The organism is Microbacterium terrisoli, from assembly GCF_030866805.1.
Taxonomy (GTDB): Bacteria; Actinomycetota; Actinomycetes; order Actinomycetales; family Microbacteriaceae; genus Microbacterium; species Microbacterium terrisoli.
On the sequence record NZ_CP133019.1, the window covers coordinates 3,361,611 to 3,378,278 of the forward strand.

The window sequence follows — 16,668 nt, forward strand, 5'->3', positions numbered from 1 at the left end:
ACCGGCTGCCCGTGCCCGGCGAGTCGCTGAAGATCCCCGCTCGTGTGCGCTCGGACGGGGCGGCAGCCTCCTCGGGCAGGTGCTGTCCCGGGCGGATCGCGCCGAAGATCCACACGATACGCCGGGTGCGGGATGCCGGGGCCGCCGATGCCGGGGCCCCCTACGCCGGGTGCGGGATGCTGGGGCCTGCGGTGGCGGTGCGCAAGCTACTCGGTCTCGATGAAGCTCTCGTCGGTGCCCCCGCCGTACCGGCGCTTGCTGAGCACCCGGGAGAGCAGGATGGCCACGGCCAGGATCACGCCGTAGAAGATCTGCTGGATGTAGATCTGTGCGCCGATCAGCTGGAAGCCCGAGACGCCGAAGGCGAGGAAGTAGACCGCGATGCCGGTGCCGATCGCGTTGAAACGGCCGGGCTGGATCGTGGTCAGCCCCAGGAACGCGGCGGCGTAGGCGGGCAGCAGCAGGATGTTGCCGTCGCCAGGGCTGGCCGAGGCCTGGGTGCCCACGAACAGCAGGCCCGAGATCGCGGCCATCACGCCCGCGCTGATGAAGCCGTAGGCGCGGGCACGGCTGACCGGAAAGCCGCTGAGCCGGGCGACCTGCCGCGACTGGCCGACGAACAGCGCCCGCTGGCCGAACGGGGTGAAGGTCAGCACGTACCAGATGACCAGCATGATGATCAGGGCGATGAAGAACTCCCACGGGATGCCGAGCAGCTCGTTGTAGAACACCACCTGCACGAGGGAGTTGGACACCCCCGTGATGGTCTGCTCGCCCGAGATCCACTCGATGACACCGGCGAACACGGTGCCCGTGGCAAGGGTCAGGATGAACGAGTTGGCGTTGAACCGGATCACCAGGAACGCGTTCAGTGCGCCGCCGACCAGGCCCACGGCCAAGCCGACCAGGCACGCGAGCCAGATGTTCATCCCGACCTGGGTGTTCAGCACCGCCACCACCATCGACACCAGGCCCGACAGGCTGCCCACCGACAGGTCGATGTCGCCGTTGGTCAACGGGATGAGCAGCCCCAGCGCCAGCACGAACAGCACCGCCTGCGAGCCGAGCACGCTGGAGAAGTTGGCGCCGGTGAGGAAGTTGGGGGTCGCGATGCTGAACCCGATCACCAGCAGAATGAACGCGACCGGCAGCATCGCGCTCTCGAGGATGTTGCCGGTCCTGCCCGACAGCGGGCCGCGGGCGCGCGGCGCGCGCGTGCGCTGCGTCTGTGTGGGCGTTGCGAGTCTCGGTTCGGTGTCCATGGCTGCCTCAGACTCCCTGGGTTCGTGAGCGCGCGGTTCGTGATGGCGACGCGGCGGTGCGGGCACCGGCCGCATAGACCTCCGCGGTGATCCGATCGCGCGTGATGGGTCCGGAATCGATCTGCGCGGCGATGACCCCGTCCGAGCAGATCAGCACGCGCCCAGCCACGTCGGCGAGTTCGTCGAAGTCGGTGCTGATCCAGATGATCGACACACCGGTGGCGGCCAGGTGGCGCAGCATCCCGTTGATCTCAGCGCGGGTGCCGACGTCGACGCCCTGCGTGGGCTCGTGCAGGACGAGCACCCGGGGCTGGTCCTCCAACCAGCGGGCGAGCACGACACGCTGCTGGTTGCCGCCGCTGAGCGATGAGATCAGCGCGTTCGGGTTGGGCGGGCGCACCCCGAACGCGTGCGCGCGCCGGCCCGCGGTGCGCCGCAGCCGGCTGCGGGCGAGCAGGCCCCGGCTGAAGTACTGGTCTATGACCAGCGACATCATGTTCTCGCCGACGGTCAGGGCCGGGGCGATCCCCTGCTGCGCGCGATCGGCGGGCACCAGCGCGAGCCCTGCCGATCGTGCGGTGCGCGGGCTGAAGTGCGCGAGGTCGTGGTCGACATCGCCGATGCGCAGGTGTCCGGATGCCCCGGGCAGGGCGCCGAACAGTGCGTAGGGCAGGTCCTCGACCCCCGAGCCGAGCAGGCCCGCCACCCCGACGATCTCGCCGGCGGCGACGGTGAAGGCGACCTCTCGCAGCTGGCCCCCGGCGACGCCGCTGGCGCTGACGCGCACACCGGACGCATCCGCGGCGCTCGCGTCAGCACCGGCCTCCGCGTCGGTGACCGACTCGACCGCACGTGAGGCGGCGCGCTCGACGGTGGCCGACATGTGGTGGCCCGAGATGAGCTCGACCAGCTGCTCATCGGGGGTGTCGGCGACGGTGACGTCGGCGATGGCCGCGCCGTCGCGCAGGATCACGGCGCGATCGGCCAGCTCCCGGATGGCGGGCAGATCGTGCGAGACGAACAGCACCGCCGTGCCGCGCTGGCGCACCTGGCGCACCAGGTCGAACAGGAACACCTTCTCGTCTTCGGGCAGGAAGACGGTGGGCTCATCGAGCACGAGCACGCCGTGCGGGGTTTCGGACTGCTGGCCGGATGTCGCCGCCACGCGCTCGCGGAACAGCCGCAGGTCTTCGGCCGCCCGCACGATCGCCAGCAGTGCCTGCGCGGTGGGGCGCAGGCCGCCGACCGTGGCGTTCGGGTCGAGGTCGACGTGGTAGCGGTCGAACACCGCCTGGGCCGCGCGGCGCTCACGGCCCCAGCCGATCGGGTTCAGGACGCCGGCCGAGCCGCGCACCCGCCTGCCGACGAAGAGGTTCTCGACCACTCTCAGGCCGAAGCCCAGCCCCAGGTCCTGATAGACGAAGCTGAGCCCGAAGTCGCGGTAGTTCTCGTGCGGCACCGGCAACGGCACGTCGCGACCGGCGACCTGCAGCTGCCCGCCGGGCTCGGGGGCGTGGAATCCCGAGAGGATCTTGACGAGCGTCGACTTGCCCGATCCGTTCTCACCCAGGAGGGCCAGCACTTCGCCCTGCTCGATGTCCAGATCCACGCCCGACAGGGCCAGCTGTGCGCCGAAGCGCTTGGCCAAGCCCCGCGCCCGCAGGGCGGGCACGGGGCGGTGGACTCTCTCTGCGAGCGCGTTCACGATGCTCGTCATCCCTCGATCGCTCGCTCAGCGCTCAGAGCTGGGGTGCGTTCCAGAGCGTGCGGTACGCGTTCTGGTAGGCGTTGCCGCCGTACCCCTGTTCGTTGTAGCCGCCGCTGGCGGTGAGGAACCCGGACGCGTTGTCGGGTGCCCAGTAGCGGTTGGGCACGATCTCCTTCTCGGGAGTGGCCGCAGGCTGCCCGGCCAGCAGCCGGATCGTCTGATCCATCTCGGCGTAGGCGTCCCACACCACGCTGGGTCCGACATCCGCCTGCAGAATGCCGTCGGGCTGACCGACCATCGTCTTGACGGTGGAGGCGCTGGTGCCCCAGGCGTAGACCTTCACGTCGGAGCGCTTGGCTTGCTGCACGCCGGTGACGGCGAATGTGGCCATGCCGTCGAAGGCGACGAACACGGCGTTGATGCTCGGGTCGGCCAGCAGTGCCGAGGACACCTGATTGGTGGTCTGGCTCGTCCAGCTCTGCACCGGCACGTCGATGGTCTTGGCCACCGTGCACACGCTGCCGCAATCTGTCTGCACCTCGCTCTTGACCGCCGCCGTCGCGGCCGGGCCCTGGATCACCGAACTGCTGGTGACCATCAGCGCGTGCAGCGGCTTGCCGTCGAGGGCGACGACCGCGGCATCCACACTGGCTTTCATGCCCTCTGCGGTCTGCACGCCGGTGACGGCATCCAGGCCCGTGTAGTTGTCGGTCTCGTTGTAGTTGCCGTCGATGATCTTGATGCCGGCCTTGTGCGCTGCCTGCAGCTGCGGGCCGATGGCACCGGGGATGATGCCGCAGAACATGGCCAGCACATCGGCGTGCGCGGCGATGGCGTTCTTCACACCGGTGGCCCACTGGTCGGGCGAGCCGGAGTTGCTGAAGGTGATGACCTTCATCCCGAACTCCTGGCCGAGCTTCTTGTAGGTTGCGACCTGGTGGTTGCACGTGTCGATCTCGTCGTTGATCGCGAACGCGTAGACGGTCTTGCCTTTGACCGCCGAGACATCCACCGCCGGACCCGGCGCCGCGAAGACCGGCACCTTCTCAGCGTCGGTCACCGCGCTTTTCAGCTTGGTCAGGGTCGCGGCCGACACAGCTGTGCCACCGGTTGCCGCCCCGGCGCTCATGCCGGTGGCCGGGGCCCCCGAGCTGCATCCGGCAATGGCCAAGCCGCAGGCCAATGCCGTGGCGCCCACCATCATCACTCGTTTCAGTGCTCGTTGTCGTGCCGGGCGCCGCTTGACTGCATGCATCTGATCCTCCGATCAGTCGACGGATTGCTGACCACATCTCGGGCACTGTGGGCGCGTGGGGTGCGCACGTAGCGGTCAGGCGGTGCTCTCGGGCCGGTTCGGGAGGCCGGCGGTGGCGGTCCATCCAATCGTCGCGTCGTCGTCAACGCGTGCATATGTCTTGCTGGGCATGCTATTGACGCGCGCTGAGGGTTTTGAACGAGGCGTCGATGAGCGTCATGAGAATGCGCGGTGTGCCGTGGGCCGCGCCGCACCGCCGCGGCCCACCGCGCCGGTCAGCCCAGTGCGTCGATCGGGTCGTATCCGGTGCCGTTGAACCGCTCAAGGATGACCGACGAGATCGCCGGTTCGCCGTCGATGGTCGTGTCCACCTCGGCGCCGGGGAGCATCAGCGGCGTCTGATACCCGGTGATCGAGAACAGCTGCGTCATGAACTCCGCCCGGGTGGGCTCGGTCATCTGCTGGAACGTATGGCCCATGATGTCTGCTGCCATGTATCCCCACATGCAGTGCGGAAACTCGGGGATCGCCGGCTGCTTCGTGTATTCGGCCAGCGCCGCGGTGAACGCCTTCACGTCGGGGTCGTTCGCGTATGTCGGGTCGTCGGGCGTCTTGTGGTACCCGATCGTGTACACGTCGGGGAAGGCATCCGCCCCCGCCGGCTTCAGGATCGGCGCTACGCCCGACGTGTTCGACGGTAGGAACCAGCTCGGCAGCCAGTTCAGCGCCTGTGCCTTCTGCATCGCCGAGACGGTCAGGTGCGGCTGCGACACGGCGTTGAAGATCACGTCGGCGCCGGTGGCGGCGAGCGACGTGATCTGCGCATCCAACGACACGTCGGGCACCTCGTAGGTCAGCTCCTTCGTGATCGTGATGCCCGGGGCATCCTGCACCGCGCTCTTGAACCCGGTCAGGTAGTCCAGGCCGTAGTCGTCGTTCTGCGACAGGATCGCGACCTTGTGCTCGCCCGAGGCGACGAGCATTTCGCCGAATGCGCGCCCTTCTTCGACATAGGTGGGGAACGCGTCCAGCTGCATCGGCGACTGCGCGCGGTCGCTGAACAGCGGATCACCGGTGCCGGTGAGCACCTGCGGCACGCCGTCGGCTATCGCCGCTTCGCGGAACGCCCGGTTGGTGGGAGTGCCCAGTCCGATGGCGATCGCGAAGATGCTGCCCTTGAACTGGTCGTAGTTGGTCTTCGCCTTCTGCGGGTCGTACTGATCGTCCAGCGCGGTGACCTTGACGGTGCGGGTCTTGCCGTCGCCGAAGGTGATTCCGCCCTCGGCGTTGCGGGCCTCGAAATAGGCGATCGCGCCGTCGGCAGTGCAAGTGCCGGGGCCGGCGACTGGGCCGCTGAGCGGACTGCTGATGCCGATCGCGACGGTCGTGTCGGTGATGCCGGGCGCGGATGGCGCGTTCCCGCGGGCGCCGCCGTCAGAGCGGGCGCAGCCTGAGACGGCGAGTGCGACTGCGGATGCCACAGCCAGCGCGCCGAAGACTCCTCGGGCGCGCGCGGTGCGACGGGGGTGATGCAGGTTCATGGGTCATTCCTCTCTGGTGCGTCGGCGGGATCGGCGACGGCGCCGCTCCCGGCGAGGCGCGGCGGGGGTGCGGCTTCTTGCAGGGCGATGCCCACCGCGAGCAGGTGTGCGTCGGTGTCGGGGGCGCCGATCAGGCTGACGCCGACCGGCAGCCCGGAGCGCGTGCCGAGTCCGGCGGGCAGCGCGGCGACCGGAAAGCCGGTCACGTTCCAGGTGGCGGTGAAGACGGTGAGCGGATCGGTGCCGCCGGCCGGCTCGCCCGCGTCGTAGCCGTGCCCGCGCAGCGGTGCGGTGACGGCGCTGGTCGGTTCGAGCAGCGCGTCGATGCGGTGTGCGCGGAACCAGGCATCCCACGCCGCGGTCACGGCGCGACGCCGGGCCTGCGCGCGCAGATAGGCGTCGACCGCCAGGGGCGGGGCGCCCGGCGCGATGAACGCGCGCACCGAGGGGCGGTACCGGTCGGCGCGGTCGCGGTAGCGGGCGTGGTGGCTGCGGGCTTCGGCGATGAGGATCGTGTCGTAGTCGGCCGCGGGCAGGTCGTCGGGGGCGGGCAGCTCGACGATCTCGGCGCCGAGGGAGCGCAGCACCTCGCGCATGCGCAGGTATCCGTCGTGTACGTCGGCGTCGACCTCGCCACGGTCGGCGCGGGTCGTGGTGGCGATGCGGAGGCCGGACAGCGCGAGAGGCTCAGGCGCCGGGATGGCCGGCCGGCCGAACACGCCCCACGGGTCGCGGGCGGCGGGGGCGGCCGACAGCGACTGAAGCACGACGGCGCAGTCGGCGAGGGTGCGGGCGATCGGGCCGGCGTGGTCGAGGGTCTGCGCCAGCGGGATGATGCCGTCCATCGACACGCGCCCGAAGGTGGGCTTGAACGCCGAGACGCCGCACAGCGCGGCGGGGATGCGCACCGATCCCGCCGTGTCGGTGCCGAGCGCGGCCGGTGCCATGCCGGCGGCGACGGCGGCGGCCGATCCACCGCTGGAGCCGCCGGCGCTGTGGGCGAGGCGCCACGGGTTGCCGACTTGGTCGGTGGTGCCGCCGGCGGCGAATTCGTGCGTGTGCGTGTGCCCGGCATAGACGGCGCCGGCATTCGAGAGCGCGGTCCAGACGGCGCTGTCGGCATCGGCGACGTTGCCTTCGAGCACCCGGCTCGACGCCGTCAGCGGCAGACCCGCGACTGCGAAGAGGTCTTTCAGGGCGATCGGGATGCCGCACAGCGGCGACTGGTCACCGGAGGTGAGGCGGCGGTCGGCGTCGGCGGCCTGGCGCCGCGTGGTGTCGGCGTCCAGGTGCGCCCAGGCGTTGATGGCGCCGGGGGCGCCATCGAAGGTCGGCTCGCCGCTGCGCTCGGCGATGCGATCGAGCAGGGCCGTCGCGAGGCCGGTCGCGGTCAGCTCACGGCTGCGCAGCCGCCTGGCCAGGTCGTTCAGCCCCGCGTCGAGCGGGGGCACATCATGGTCCGCCATGCCCACACCATACGAAAGGCGCGGTCGGCACCTCGGCGAAGTGAGAGCCGGAGCGCCGGTTCCTCGCAGATTCGCGCCGACAGGGGCGGATCAGCGGGTCAGCACGGCCCGCGCGACGTGCGAAATGTCGATGCGCGCGGCGCAGAAGCCGTTGATCAGCGTCGTGAGCTTGGGCACCCGACGGTGCGGGTCGCGGATGCCGCCCACGAGTTCGATCAGATCCATCGATTCGGCCCACGGCACGATCTGGCCCGCGTCGGCGGCGGTGGTCCACAGGTGGTCGAAGCGCTGCCTGAACTCCTGACGCACCGGCAGGATGGCGATCGGCGTCTGACCGACGTCGACACCGGCCGCGGCGATGAAGTCGGCATCAGCGGTCACCATGAGCGAGAACCGATCGAGCACCGTGATGATGTCGATCAGGGCGCGCTTCGGGTCGCCGGAACCGGCCGCCCAGCGCGACGCGCGCCGCCAGCGGTCGACCGAGACCTCGTCGATCAGCTTCTGCTTGCTGCCGAAGTGCCGGTACACGCTGGCGGGACTGACACCGGCGCGGTCGGCGATGTCGTCCACGCTGACCTTGTCGCTGCCGCTGTCGCTGATCAGCTGCCAGACCGATCGCAGCACCGTGGCACGAGTACGCCGCGCGTCGTCGCGAAGCATGTCCACCTCCTCGTCTCGGGGAGTCCGGACGCCGCATCGAAACGAGTCCACTCAGGTGCGGCGCGCGGTACCCCCAGTCTACCGAGGGGGCCCGCGTCGACGCCGGGCCGTCTCGAGGAGGGCCGTGTCACAACGACCGCGCAGGGGCATACTTGAGCCAGCAGCCAGCGAAGGGTCATCGCCATGCACATCGTTCAGGTCGCCCAGCACGCCGACGATCTCGACCGCGCCGCGGCGTTCTACACCCAGCTGCTCGGTGAAGAGCCGGCCGCCCGGTTCAGGTCACCGGACCTGCTTTTCTTCAACCTGGGCACCACCCGGCTGCTGCTGCAGCCGGACGCGCCGTCGACGGTCGTGTACCTGCTGGTGGATGATGTCGCCCACGCCGTCGCAGCCGCACGGGATCGCGGCGTGGAGATCGTGGACGACCCGCACGTCATCTACACCCACGTCGATGACTCGCTCGGTCCGGTCGACACCGACGAGTGGCAGGCGTTCATCCGCGACAGCGAGGGCAACACCGTGGGCCTGGTCAGCCACGAGCCCCGCCACGACCCCTGAGGCACCTCACGCCGCCCGGCCGCCGAGCGAGCGAGCGCAGCGAGCCGAAACGATGATGCCGGCCATGGCCATCGCCGCCTCGGGCACCTTGAGCCACCGATAGGTGAGATCGGCGATGACTCCCGCGGCGGCGCCAGCGACCCCGGCGGCCAATCCCGGCTGCGGCACGAGGGGGCGCAGCCGGGCATAGACGGCGGACACGACCAGGGCCACCCCCGGCATCCCGGGCACCGGCGCCCGGACACACGAGCGGGGATTCTCCCGACACGCGGAGGTCGGATGCCGGTTTCCCGGCGTGTCGGGAAACATCCCCGCAGCTGTGCACAGCACCGCGCCGATTCAGCCGCTCGCCTCGGCCTCGCCTTCGGGTCCGACCAGTCATCGATGTACACCGCGGCATCCTGCGCATAGCGTTCGGGCGTGCTGCGGTGGATCGCGAACAGGTCGTCGCCGAGCCCCGAGACGAGTGCGCCCAGAGGCACCGCGCCGCGGTTGTCGTCGATGAACCAGCGGCCCAGGAACGACAGGATCAGCGGCGCGTTGTGCACGCGCAGCCGTTGAGCGAGCGAGTCGGAACGCCCGCCGGCCACGCCGGCCCGACCGGGCCTGTCAGCGCCCGTTCGGCGTGACCACTGCGCGACCGGCGATCTGGCCGTCCTGGAGCTTCTGGTACGCGGTCAGCGCGTCATCCATCGAGAAGTATTCGACGTCGGGGGCGATCTGCCCGGCTCGGTAGAGCGCGGCCACCTCATGCAGCTCTTCGATCGTGCCCCAGTAGGTGCTCGTCAGATCGACCTCGTATGGAGTCTTGTAGAAGTTCCACTCGAACGCGCCGCCGGCGATGCCGACGATCGTGACTCGGCCCTGGCGAGCGACAGTGCCCATCGCCAGGGCGATCGTGGGCGCCACCCCGACGAAGTCGAAAACGGCTGAGACGCCCTTGCCGCCGGTCAGGTCGCGGATGCGCGCGGCCTGCCCTTCTCCTCCGGGCACAGTGACCGCGCCGAACTGTTCGGCCCGGGCCATCGCCTCGGGCTTCATGTCGGTGGCGATCACGGTGGCACCGGTGATCGCGCGCAGGATCTGCACCGCGACCAGACCGAGACCGCCCAGCCCGATGACCAGCGTGCTCTTGCCGCCGCCGGCCAGCTTCGGAAGCGACAGGTTGATCGCGTGGTAGGGCGTGAGCCCGGCGTCCGACAGTGGCGCAGCCGCATAAGGATCGGCATCGCCGAGCGGCACGAGGTTGCGCGCGGGCACCGTCATGTACTCGGCCATGCCACCGTCACGGCCGAGGCCGGTTGCCAGGTACGGCATGTCGGCGACGTTCTCGCAGTAGGTGTCCTGCCCGCGCGAGCACGCTGGGCAGTGCCCGCACCCGATCGGTCCGTACACGAGGAACGCGTCGCCCTCCTTCAGACCGGTGACACCCTCGCCGAGTTCTTCGATCCAGCCCGAGTTCTCGTGCCCGAGCGTGTAGCTGGGCTTGAGTTGAGGCGGCGCCATGCTCTCGTCGTAGTCGTGGAACACCGCCACGTCGGAGTGGCACGCGCCTGCCCCGGCGATCTTCAGCAGGACTTCGCCGGGGCCGGGAGCGGGCTTGTCGACATCTCTCAGAACCGGTGGCATCTTCCACTGCTCGAAGACCACTGCACGCATGATGCCTCCTGCCGTAGGGATCATCGGCGGCCATCCGAACGGAGGTCGGCGACGTTGCCCACGCTACCCACGTGGGCGGCCCGCGTCCACCCTTGCTGGCGGTGCGCCGACACCGCCCTGCGCCCGGCCGATCAACCGCGCCGACGCCCTGCAACGTGTCCGTCTCGGTGTTGCCGATGCGATCGACGACCTCAGGATGACGTCGCCGCAGGGGAAAGGAACCAACCCACTGCGATCAGCATCGTCACCAGGAAGAGGTAGGGAATGACGTTCAGCGGAAAGGCGGGCACCGGCCAGACGTTTGCGAAGAACACGTAATAAGGCATGACTGAACTCACTGCGGAAACGCCCAACGGCCACCGCAATATGCTCGACAAGGCCCTGGACCTGCTCCATGCGGTATCGGTGGATGCCGCGGGCAGGCAAGCCTCGGAGCTCGCAGACGAATGCGGAGTGCCGTTGAGCACGGCCTACCGGCTGCTCACGTCGCTGACGCAACGCGGCTACACCGTACTCGACAAGCGCACGCGCCGATACACGCTGGGACTCGAGACATTCGTGCTGGGCCAGACCGTGGCCCAGGCCCGTGGACTCACCGGGGTCGCACGGCCGATTCTCGAGGATCTGGCCACTGAAACGGGCGAAGCGACCCTGATGGCGGTGCTCAGCGGCACACATCAGCTCTACGTCCACTACGTCCGCGGTCCACATTCCGTCAGCGTCACGGGCAGCCCGGGCACGCTCGGCCCGCTGCATTGCACCGCGCAGGGCAAGGTGCTCGTTGCGATGAGCTCTGAGAAGACGCGACGCCACCTCGTCGACACCCTCGATCTGACGGCGTTCACGGCGAAGAGCATCACGGACAGGGCGGAGTTCCGCCGCGAACTGACGAAGGTCGCCCAGCAGGGCTGGGCCATCGCCGACGAAGAGCACGAAGTCGGCATCCGGGCGATAGCCGCACCCGTGATGCGCGATCCCGTTCCCCTTGCCCGCGCGGCGATCTCGATTGCCGCGCCGGCATTCCGCGCGACGGTCGACACTCTGCAGCGATGGCTGCCGGCGCTTCAGGACGCCGCGCAGCGGATCTCGCTTGTGATGCCCATGGAGTGAGGCGCCTGCGGTCGGCTCACCAGAAGGATTCGGCCGACGGCTGACCCGAGTTCCATACCGAACGCGCAACCGTGGTCGGCGTGCGCCGTGCGACATCGCGAAGCATGGTCGTTCTCCTCGCCATGACGAGGCTGACGGCGCCGCGGTACCCGCTGCGGCCCAACGAACTCGAGAACTCAGGAACGGAGATTCCGCCTCCCTGCGACGGGCCTGACGCGACGAACCTCATCCACGAAGCGAAACTTACGAGTCTCAGTAAGCAATGGCCGCTTCTAATTACGTGTCGGCCTCCGTACCGTGAAGGCGACAGCAGCGCAGACGCGCCGCTGGATCCGTGTAAACCGAATAGATCCATGCAAGGGGCCGACGCCGATGACCAGCAGCACGCTGACCGAACCGCTCGCCGCCGACGCATCCGCCCTCCGCGTCGCGGCACGGGTGGCGGACGGCATCCACCTCCCCGAGCAGGGCCTCGCCGTGCAAGACCCGGCCACCGGCTCCGTGATCGGGCATGTGGCAGATACCGACGTCGTCACTGCGCTGCAGATGGTCGGCACGGCACATGCGGCGGGCGCAGCCTGGGCGAAGACGACGGCGCGGCACCGCGCCGATATCTTGCACGCCTGGTACGAGGAGCTCGTCGCACACAGCGACGAGCTCGCGCATCTCATCACGCTCGAGATGGGCAAGCCGCTGGCGGAGTCGCGTGGCGAGGTCCTCTACGGCACGAACTTCGTGCGGTGGTTCGCCGAGCAGGCCGTGCGACCGGGCGGAAACTTCCGTGAAGCACCAGAGGGCAACGCCGACATCATCACGCGTCGTTCGCCTGTCGGCCTCTGCGTCCTGATCACGCCTTGGAACTTCCCGCTTGCGATGGCCACGCGCAAGATCGCCCCGGCGCTGGCCGCCGGATGCGCCGCGGTCGTCAAGCCCGCAACGCTCACGCCGCTCACCACCATCTATGCCGTCGAGCTGGCCAGGCGCGCGGGCGTGCCCGACGAGCTGGTCCAGATCGTCACGACGTCGGATGCCTCCGCGTTCAGCACTGCAGTGCTCTCCGACCCGCGGGTGCGCAAGGTGTCGTTCACAGGCTCGACGCCGGTGGGCAGACAGCTCCTGGGCCTTGCGGCGCACAACGTCCTGCGCTCGTCGATGGAGCTCGGAGGCAACGCCCCGCTGCTCGTGTTCGACGATGCCGATCTCGATCGCGCCGTCGACGGCGCGTGCGCGGCGAAGATGCGCAACGGCGGTCAGTCATGCATCGCCGCCAACCGCATCTACGTGCAAAGCGGCATCGCCGACGCCTTCGTCGAGGGATTGACCGAGCGCCTGCGCGACGCGACAGTCGGCAGCGGCCTCGCCGCCGGGGTCGTGCTCGGCCCCTTGATCGACGCCCGCGCCGTCGCGCACATGCAGTCGCTGACCGACGACGCGGTCGCCCGGGGAGCCGAGCTTCGCACAGGCGGGACTGCGTTTGCCGGCGACGGCCACTTCTTCGCCCCGACGCTGCTGGATCGCGTGCCGCCGGATTCCGCCGTCGCCCGCGACGAGATCTTCGGTCCCATCGCCGCCGTCCAGCGCTTCGACACCGAAGACGAGGCCGTGGCGCGTGCGAATGACACTCCGTTCGGCCTGGCCGGCTATGTGTTCACGCAAGACATCGACCGTGCCCTGAACGTCGCCGACCGCCTCGAGACGGGCCTGGTCGGCGTGAACCAGGGTGTGCCCTCGAACGCTGCCGCGCCGTTCGGCGGTGTGAAGCAGTCGGGTCTGGGTCGCGAGGGCAGCGAGGAGGGCCTCGAGGAGTACCAGAACGTGCGCTTCTACAACGTGGCCCGCCGCACGACCACGTGACCGCCGCCACAGTCCACCCGTCCACAATCCACTCACTCACTTATAAGAGGAGAACCCAACGATGCGCATCTCCGTCGTCACCGAGATCAAACCGCAAGAAGCCCGCGTGGGCCTGAGCCCCGCCGGCGCCGCCGACCTGACCCGCCGCGGCCATGACGTGCGCGTGCAGGTGGGCGCCGGTGCCGCCAGTGGTTTTAGCGATGACCAATACCGCCTCGCCGGCGCGACGCTGGTCAGTCAAGCCGAAGCATGGCACAGCGCCGAACTGCTCGTGAAGGTGAAGGAGCCGATCGAGGCGGAGTACGAATTCCTGCGCAGCGACCTCACGCTGTTCACCTACCTGCACCTGGCAGCCGACCGCCCACTGACCGAGGCCCTGCTCAACGCAGGCACCAGCGCGATCGCGTACGAGACGGTGCAGGATGCCACGGGCCTGCCGCTGCTGACGCCCATGAGCGAGATCGCCGGACGCCTCGCCGCGCATGCGGCGGCGCGCGGCATGGCGCGTCCCGGCGGCGGGCCGGGAGTGCTGCTGGGCGGGGTGCCCGGCGTGCCGCCGTGCCGGGTCGTGGTGATCGGCGGTGGAGTGGTCGGCACGCAGGCCGCGCTGCTGGCCCTGGGCATGCAGGCCGAGGTGACGATCCTCGACACCTCGGCCCACCGTATCCGGCAGCTGAACGATCTGTTCGGCGCGCGGGCGCGGATCGTGATGTCGGACGCTGCGGCCGTCGACGCCGAGCTGGCCGGCGCGGACGTCGTCATCGGGGCGGTGCTGGTGCCCGGCCGTGCCACGCCCAAAGTGCTCCTGCGCGAGCACCTGGGACTCCTCAAGCCGTCTGCCCTGCTGATCGACGTGGCGATCGACCAGGGCGGCGCATTCGAGACCTCCCATCCGACGACGTATGAACACCCGATCTTCTCGGTCGACGGCATCCGGCACTACTGCGTCGCGAACATGCCTGGGGGTGTTCCGCAGACGGCGACCCGCGCGCTGACGAACGCGACACTGCCGTACGTCCGGCGCCTGGCCGATCTGGGGCTGGACGCGGCGCTGCGTGCCGATCCGTCACTGCAGTCGGGTCTGAACATTCGCGCCGGGCGCATCACCCACGCGGGCGTCGCCGAGGCCCACCCCGACCTTCCCGCAGCAACGGCCGAGTCCGTCGCAGCGGCCGCCTGAGCGGCGTGAACCGTTCCCACCGGAGGATCCTGAGGAGGATGCCATGACCACGACCACCGCATTCGCACCGCGCGTACGCACCGAGATCCCTGGCCCACGTTCGCGCCAGATCCAGAAGACGCGCGCCCAGGAGGTGTCGGCGTCGGTCGGTGCGGCCATTCCCGTCTACATCGCGTCGGCGTCGGGCTCGGTGCTCACGGACGTCGACGGCAACGAGTTCATCGACTTCGGCTCCGGCATCGGCGTGCTCACGCTGGGCCATGTCAACCCCGCCGCGGTCGCGGCGGCGATCGCTCAGACGCGCAAGTTCACGCACACGCTGTTCACGATCACGCCCTACGAGTCGTACGTCGAGGTGTGCCGACTGCTCAACGCCATGGCGCCCGGCTCGTTCGAGAAGCGCTCGGTGCTCAGCTCGACCGGCGCCGAAGCCATCGAGAACGCCGTGAAGATCGCACGCGCGGCGACCGGGCGCAACGGCGTCGCAGTCGTCGACCACGCCTATCACGGTCGCACGAACATGACTCTCGGCATGAACTACCAGTACGCGCCCTACGCGACGGGTGCGGGTCCCCGCCCCGGTGAGATCTATCGCACCAACAACTCCTACCCGTACCGAGACGGCCTGACCGGCCCCGAAGCGGCCCGCCGGGCGATCGAGCGGCTCGAGGTCACCGCCGGCGCCGAGAACCTCGCCTGTCTGGTGGTCGAGCCCATTCAAGGCGAAGGCGGCGTCATCGTTCCAGCAGACGGGTTCCTGCCTGCGCTGCAGGAGTGGTGCAACCGCCACGGCATCGTGATCATCGCCGACGAGATCCAGGTGGGACTGGGGCGCACCGGAACACTGTTCGCGAGCGAGCACTTCGACTTCGAACCGGATCTGGTCGTGACGGCGAAGGCGATCGCCGGTGGCTTTCCCGTCTCGGCCGTCACCGGCCGTGCCCCGATCATGGACGCCATGATCACCGGTGGTCTCAGCGGCACGTTCAGTGGCAATCCGGTCGGGTGCGCGGCGGCCGTCGAGATCCTCGGCCAGCTGCAGCAGGCAGGCACGCTCGAAAGAGCACGTGCCGTCGGCGAGCGCATCCACGACGGGCTGCTCGCGCTGAAGGACGACTTCCCCATCATCGGCGATGTGCGGGGTCTGGGCGGCCTGCACGGCATCGAGTTCGTGCACGAAGACGGATCACCGAATCCCGTGGCGTTCGGACGCATGCTGTCGCTCGTCGCCGAGCGAGGACTCATCGCGCTGCCCGGCGGTGACCACCATCACGTGCTGCGCATGTTGCCGGCGATCACGATCTCGGACGAGCTGATCGACGAGGCGCTGCATATTCTGCGAGAGGCGCTCGGCGCGCTGTGATCAGTCGATGAGAGCGATGGATGCCGCGGGGCTCACCGATCCGTGGCACCCATCGCTCCGTCTGCCGACGGCTGTGCGGTGATGTCGACCAGATGGCCGAGCACCGCCGCCACGGCGGGACGATTCTGCGCACCACGACGCACCACGGCGTAGACGTCGCGGTGCAGTTCGGCACCGCCCGGATGCGGCCACCGCACCGGGTGGGCCGGTCGCTGCAGGTTCGCGCCGGGGGCGTCGAAGAGCATCTCCGGCAGGAACGCGGCGGCGAGCCCCGATGCGGCCAGACTCTGATGCACGCGCAGGTCGGGCGACTCGAAGCGCACCTGCGGTTCGAAACCGGCGATGCGGCACAGACGCGTGGCCCACAGTGCGGCGTCGCTGCCGGACGGCTCGAACACCCACGGCATCGACTTCAGGTCGGCGAAGTCCGTCAGTGGGCGCGGCGCCCAGGCGCCGATGACTTCGCGCAGCAGGTGCGTCCGCGTCATCGAAACGTCGATCTGATGCGGGATCTGCTCGTATTCGTCGATGACGGCGACATCGGCGCGGCGCCCGGCGACCGTCTCAACGGATTGCTCGGGGTCGGCCTGCGAGAATTCGACGACGACATCGGGATGCGTGCGCTGCAGGCGACTGACCAGCTCGGGCAGATAGCGCAGTGCGAACGTGCTGAATGCGCTCACGCGCACCACCCCCTGCACCCGATCGCGACGCTGTTCGAGATCGGATTCGGCATGCTCCAGCAACGCGACGATGCGGCCGGTCTGCTCGGCCAGGCGCCGGCCGACCTCGGTGAGGTGCACCGTGCGCCCGGACTGCTCGAGCAGCCGCATGCCCACGTCTGACTCGAGCTTGGCCAGTTGCTGTGAGATCGCCGACGAGCTGATCCCCTGCGCGCGCGAGACCGCGGCGATGCTGCCGCGCGCTTCGATCTCCCGCAACAGCACGAGCCGTCGCACGTCGAGCATTTGCGGCATCCTCTCCATCCCGCACCAGGCGAACACGCAGTTCTGACGCGGATCATTCAACCATGAAGCTGAGCTTAC

At 69.3% G+C, this 16,668-nt stretch carries 15 protein-coding genes and 1 pseudogene; 5 read left to right on the plus strand and 11 right to left on the minus strand.

Annotated features, from left to right (window positions below):
* Window positions 1–206: 206 nt before the first annotated feature.
* From QU603_RS15260 to QU603_RS15285, 6 genes are all read right to left on the minus strand, one after another.
* Window positions 207–1,262, minus strand: coding sequence for an ABC transporter permease (locus tag QU603_RS15260; RefSeq protein ID WP_308492231.1), 1,056 nt, complete (start codon window positions 1,260–1,262; stop codon window positions 207–209).
* A 7-nt stretch (window positions 1,263–1,269) separates the two neighbouring features.
* Window positions 1,270–2,979: a sugar ABC transporter ATP-binding protein gene (locus QU603_RS15265; RefSeq protein WP_308492232.1), complete on the minus strand. Its 1,710-nt coding sequence runs from the start codon at window positions 2,977–2,979 to the stop codon at window positions 1,270–1,272.
* A gap of 22 nt (window positions 2,980–3,001) precedes the next feature.
* On the minus strand, window positions 3,002–4,171 hold the full coding sequence (locus QU603_RS15270) for a sugar ABC transporter substrate-binding protein (protein ID WP_308492233.1): 1,170 nt from the start codon (window positions 4,169–4,171) through the stop codon (window positions 3,002–3,004).
* A 329-nt stretch (window positions 4,172–4,500) separates the two neighbouring features.
* Window positions 4,501–5,766: an ABC transporter substrate-binding protein gene (locus QU603_RS15275; RefSeq protein ID WP_308492234.1), complete on the minus strand. Its 1,266-nt coding sequence runs from the start codon at window positions 5,764–5,766 to the stop codon at window positions 4,501–4,503.
* On the minus strand, window positions 5,763–7,232 hold the full coding sequence (locus tag QU603_RS15280) for an amidase (RefSeq protein WP_308492235.1): 1,470 nt from the start codon (window positions 7,230–7,232) through the stop codon (window positions 5,763–5,765). The genes QU603_RS15275 and QU603_RS15280 overlap by 4 nt, the downstream gene beginning before the upstream one ends.
* Window positions 7,233–7,322: 90 nt before the next feature.
* Complete coding sequence (locus QU603_RS15285) at window positions 7,323–7,895, minus strand: TetR/AcrR family transcriptional regulator (RefSeq protein WP_308492236.1); 573 nt, start codon at window positions 7,893–7,895, stop codon at window positions 7,323–7,325.
* Window positions 7,896–8,078: 183 nt separating this feature from the next.
* Between QU603_RS15285 and QU603_RS15290 the strand changes: the two genes are divergently transcribed.
* Complete coding sequence (locus tag QU603_RS15290) at window positions 8,079–8,456, plus strand: VOC family protein (protein ID WP_308492237.1); 378 nt, start codon at window positions 8,079–8,081, stop codon at window positions 8,454–8,456.
* A gap of 6 nt (window positions 8,457–8,462) precedes the next feature.
* Here the strand turns inward: QU603_RS15290 and QU603_RS15295 are convergent, their stop codons facing one another.
* The 4 genes and pseudogenes from QU603_RS15295 to QU603_RS15305 all read right to left on the minus strand — a co-directional run bounded on the left by QU603_RS15295 (window position 8,463) and on the right by QU603_RS15305 (window position 10,441).
* Window positions 8,463–8,669, minus strand: coding sequence for a hypothetical protein (locus QU603_RS15295; RefSeq protein WP_308492238.1), 207 nt, complete (start codon window positions 8,667–8,669; stop codon window positions 8,463–8,465).
* A gap of 167 nt (window positions 8,670–8,836) precedes the next feature.
* Window positions 8,837–9,046 (minus strand): annotated as a pseudogene (locus QU603_RS16445) (DUF3375 family protein); the annotation flags it as partial.
* 19 nt (window positions 9,047–9,065) lie between these two features.
* The gene (locus QU603_RS15300) at window positions 9,066–10,115 is read right to left on the minus strand and encodes an NAD(P)-dependent alcohol dehydrogenase (protein ID WP_308492240.1); all 1,050 of its coding nucleotides are present in this window, start codon (window positions 10,113–10,115) and stop codon (window positions 9,066–9,068) included.
* A gap of 191 nt (window positions 10,116–10,306) precedes the next feature.
* Complete coding sequence (locus QU603_RS15305; RefSeq protein WP_308492241.1) at window positions 10,307–10,441, minus strand: hypothetical protein; 135 nt, start codon at window positions 10,439–10,441, stop codon at window positions 10,307–10,309.
* Between QU603_RS15305 and QU603_RS15310 the strand changes: the two genes are divergently transcribed.
* The 4 genes from QU603_RS15310 to QU603_RS15325 all read left to right on the plus strand — a co-directional run bounded on the left by QU603_RS15310 (window position 10,440) and on the right by QU603_RS15325 (window position 15,622).
* Window positions 10,440–11,225 (plus strand): IclR family transcriptional regulator, encoded by a 786-nt coding sequence (locus tag QU603_RS15310; RefSeq protein WP_308492242.1) that lies wholly within the window; start codon window positions 10,440–10,442, stop codon window positions 11,223–11,225. The two genes, QU603_RS15305 and QU603_RS15310, sit on opposite strands and share 2 nt — an antisense overlap.
* A 372-nt stretch (window positions 11,226–11,597) precedes the next feature.
* On the plus strand, window positions 11,598–13,079 hold the full coding sequence (locus QU603_RS15315) for an NAD-dependent succinate-semialdehyde dehydrogenase (RefSeq protein ID WP_308492243.1): 1,482 nt from the start codon (window positions 11,598–11,600) through the stop codon (window positions 13,077–13,079).
* 61 nt (window positions 13,080–13,140) lie between these two features.
* The gene (gene ald / locus QU603_RS15320) at window positions 13,141–14,259 is read left to right on the plus strand and encodes an alanine dehydrogenase (protein WP_308492245.1); all 1,119 of its coding nucleotides are present in this window, start codon (window positions 13,141–13,143) and stop codon (window positions 14,257–14,259) included.
* Between the two features lie 43 nt (window positions 14,260–14,302).
* Window positions 14,303–15,622 (plus strand): aminotransferase class III-fold pyridoxal phosphate-dependent enzyme, encoded by a 1,320-nt coding sequence (locus QU603_RS15325; protein ID WP_308492246.1) that lies wholly within the window; start codon window positions 14,303–14,305, stop codon window positions 15,620–15,622.
* A gap of 32 nt (window positions 15,623–15,654) precedes the next feature.
* On the opposite strand, the gene QU603_RS15330 is transcribed toward QU603_RS15325, so the two are convergent.
* Window positions 15,655–16,590: a LysR family transcriptional regulator gene (locus QU603_RS15330; RefSeq protein ID WP_308492247.1), complete on the minus strand. Its 936-nt coding sequence runs from the start codon at window positions 16,588–16,590 to the stop codon at window positions 15,655–15,657.
* Window positions 16,591–16,668 lie beyond the last annotated feature (78 nt).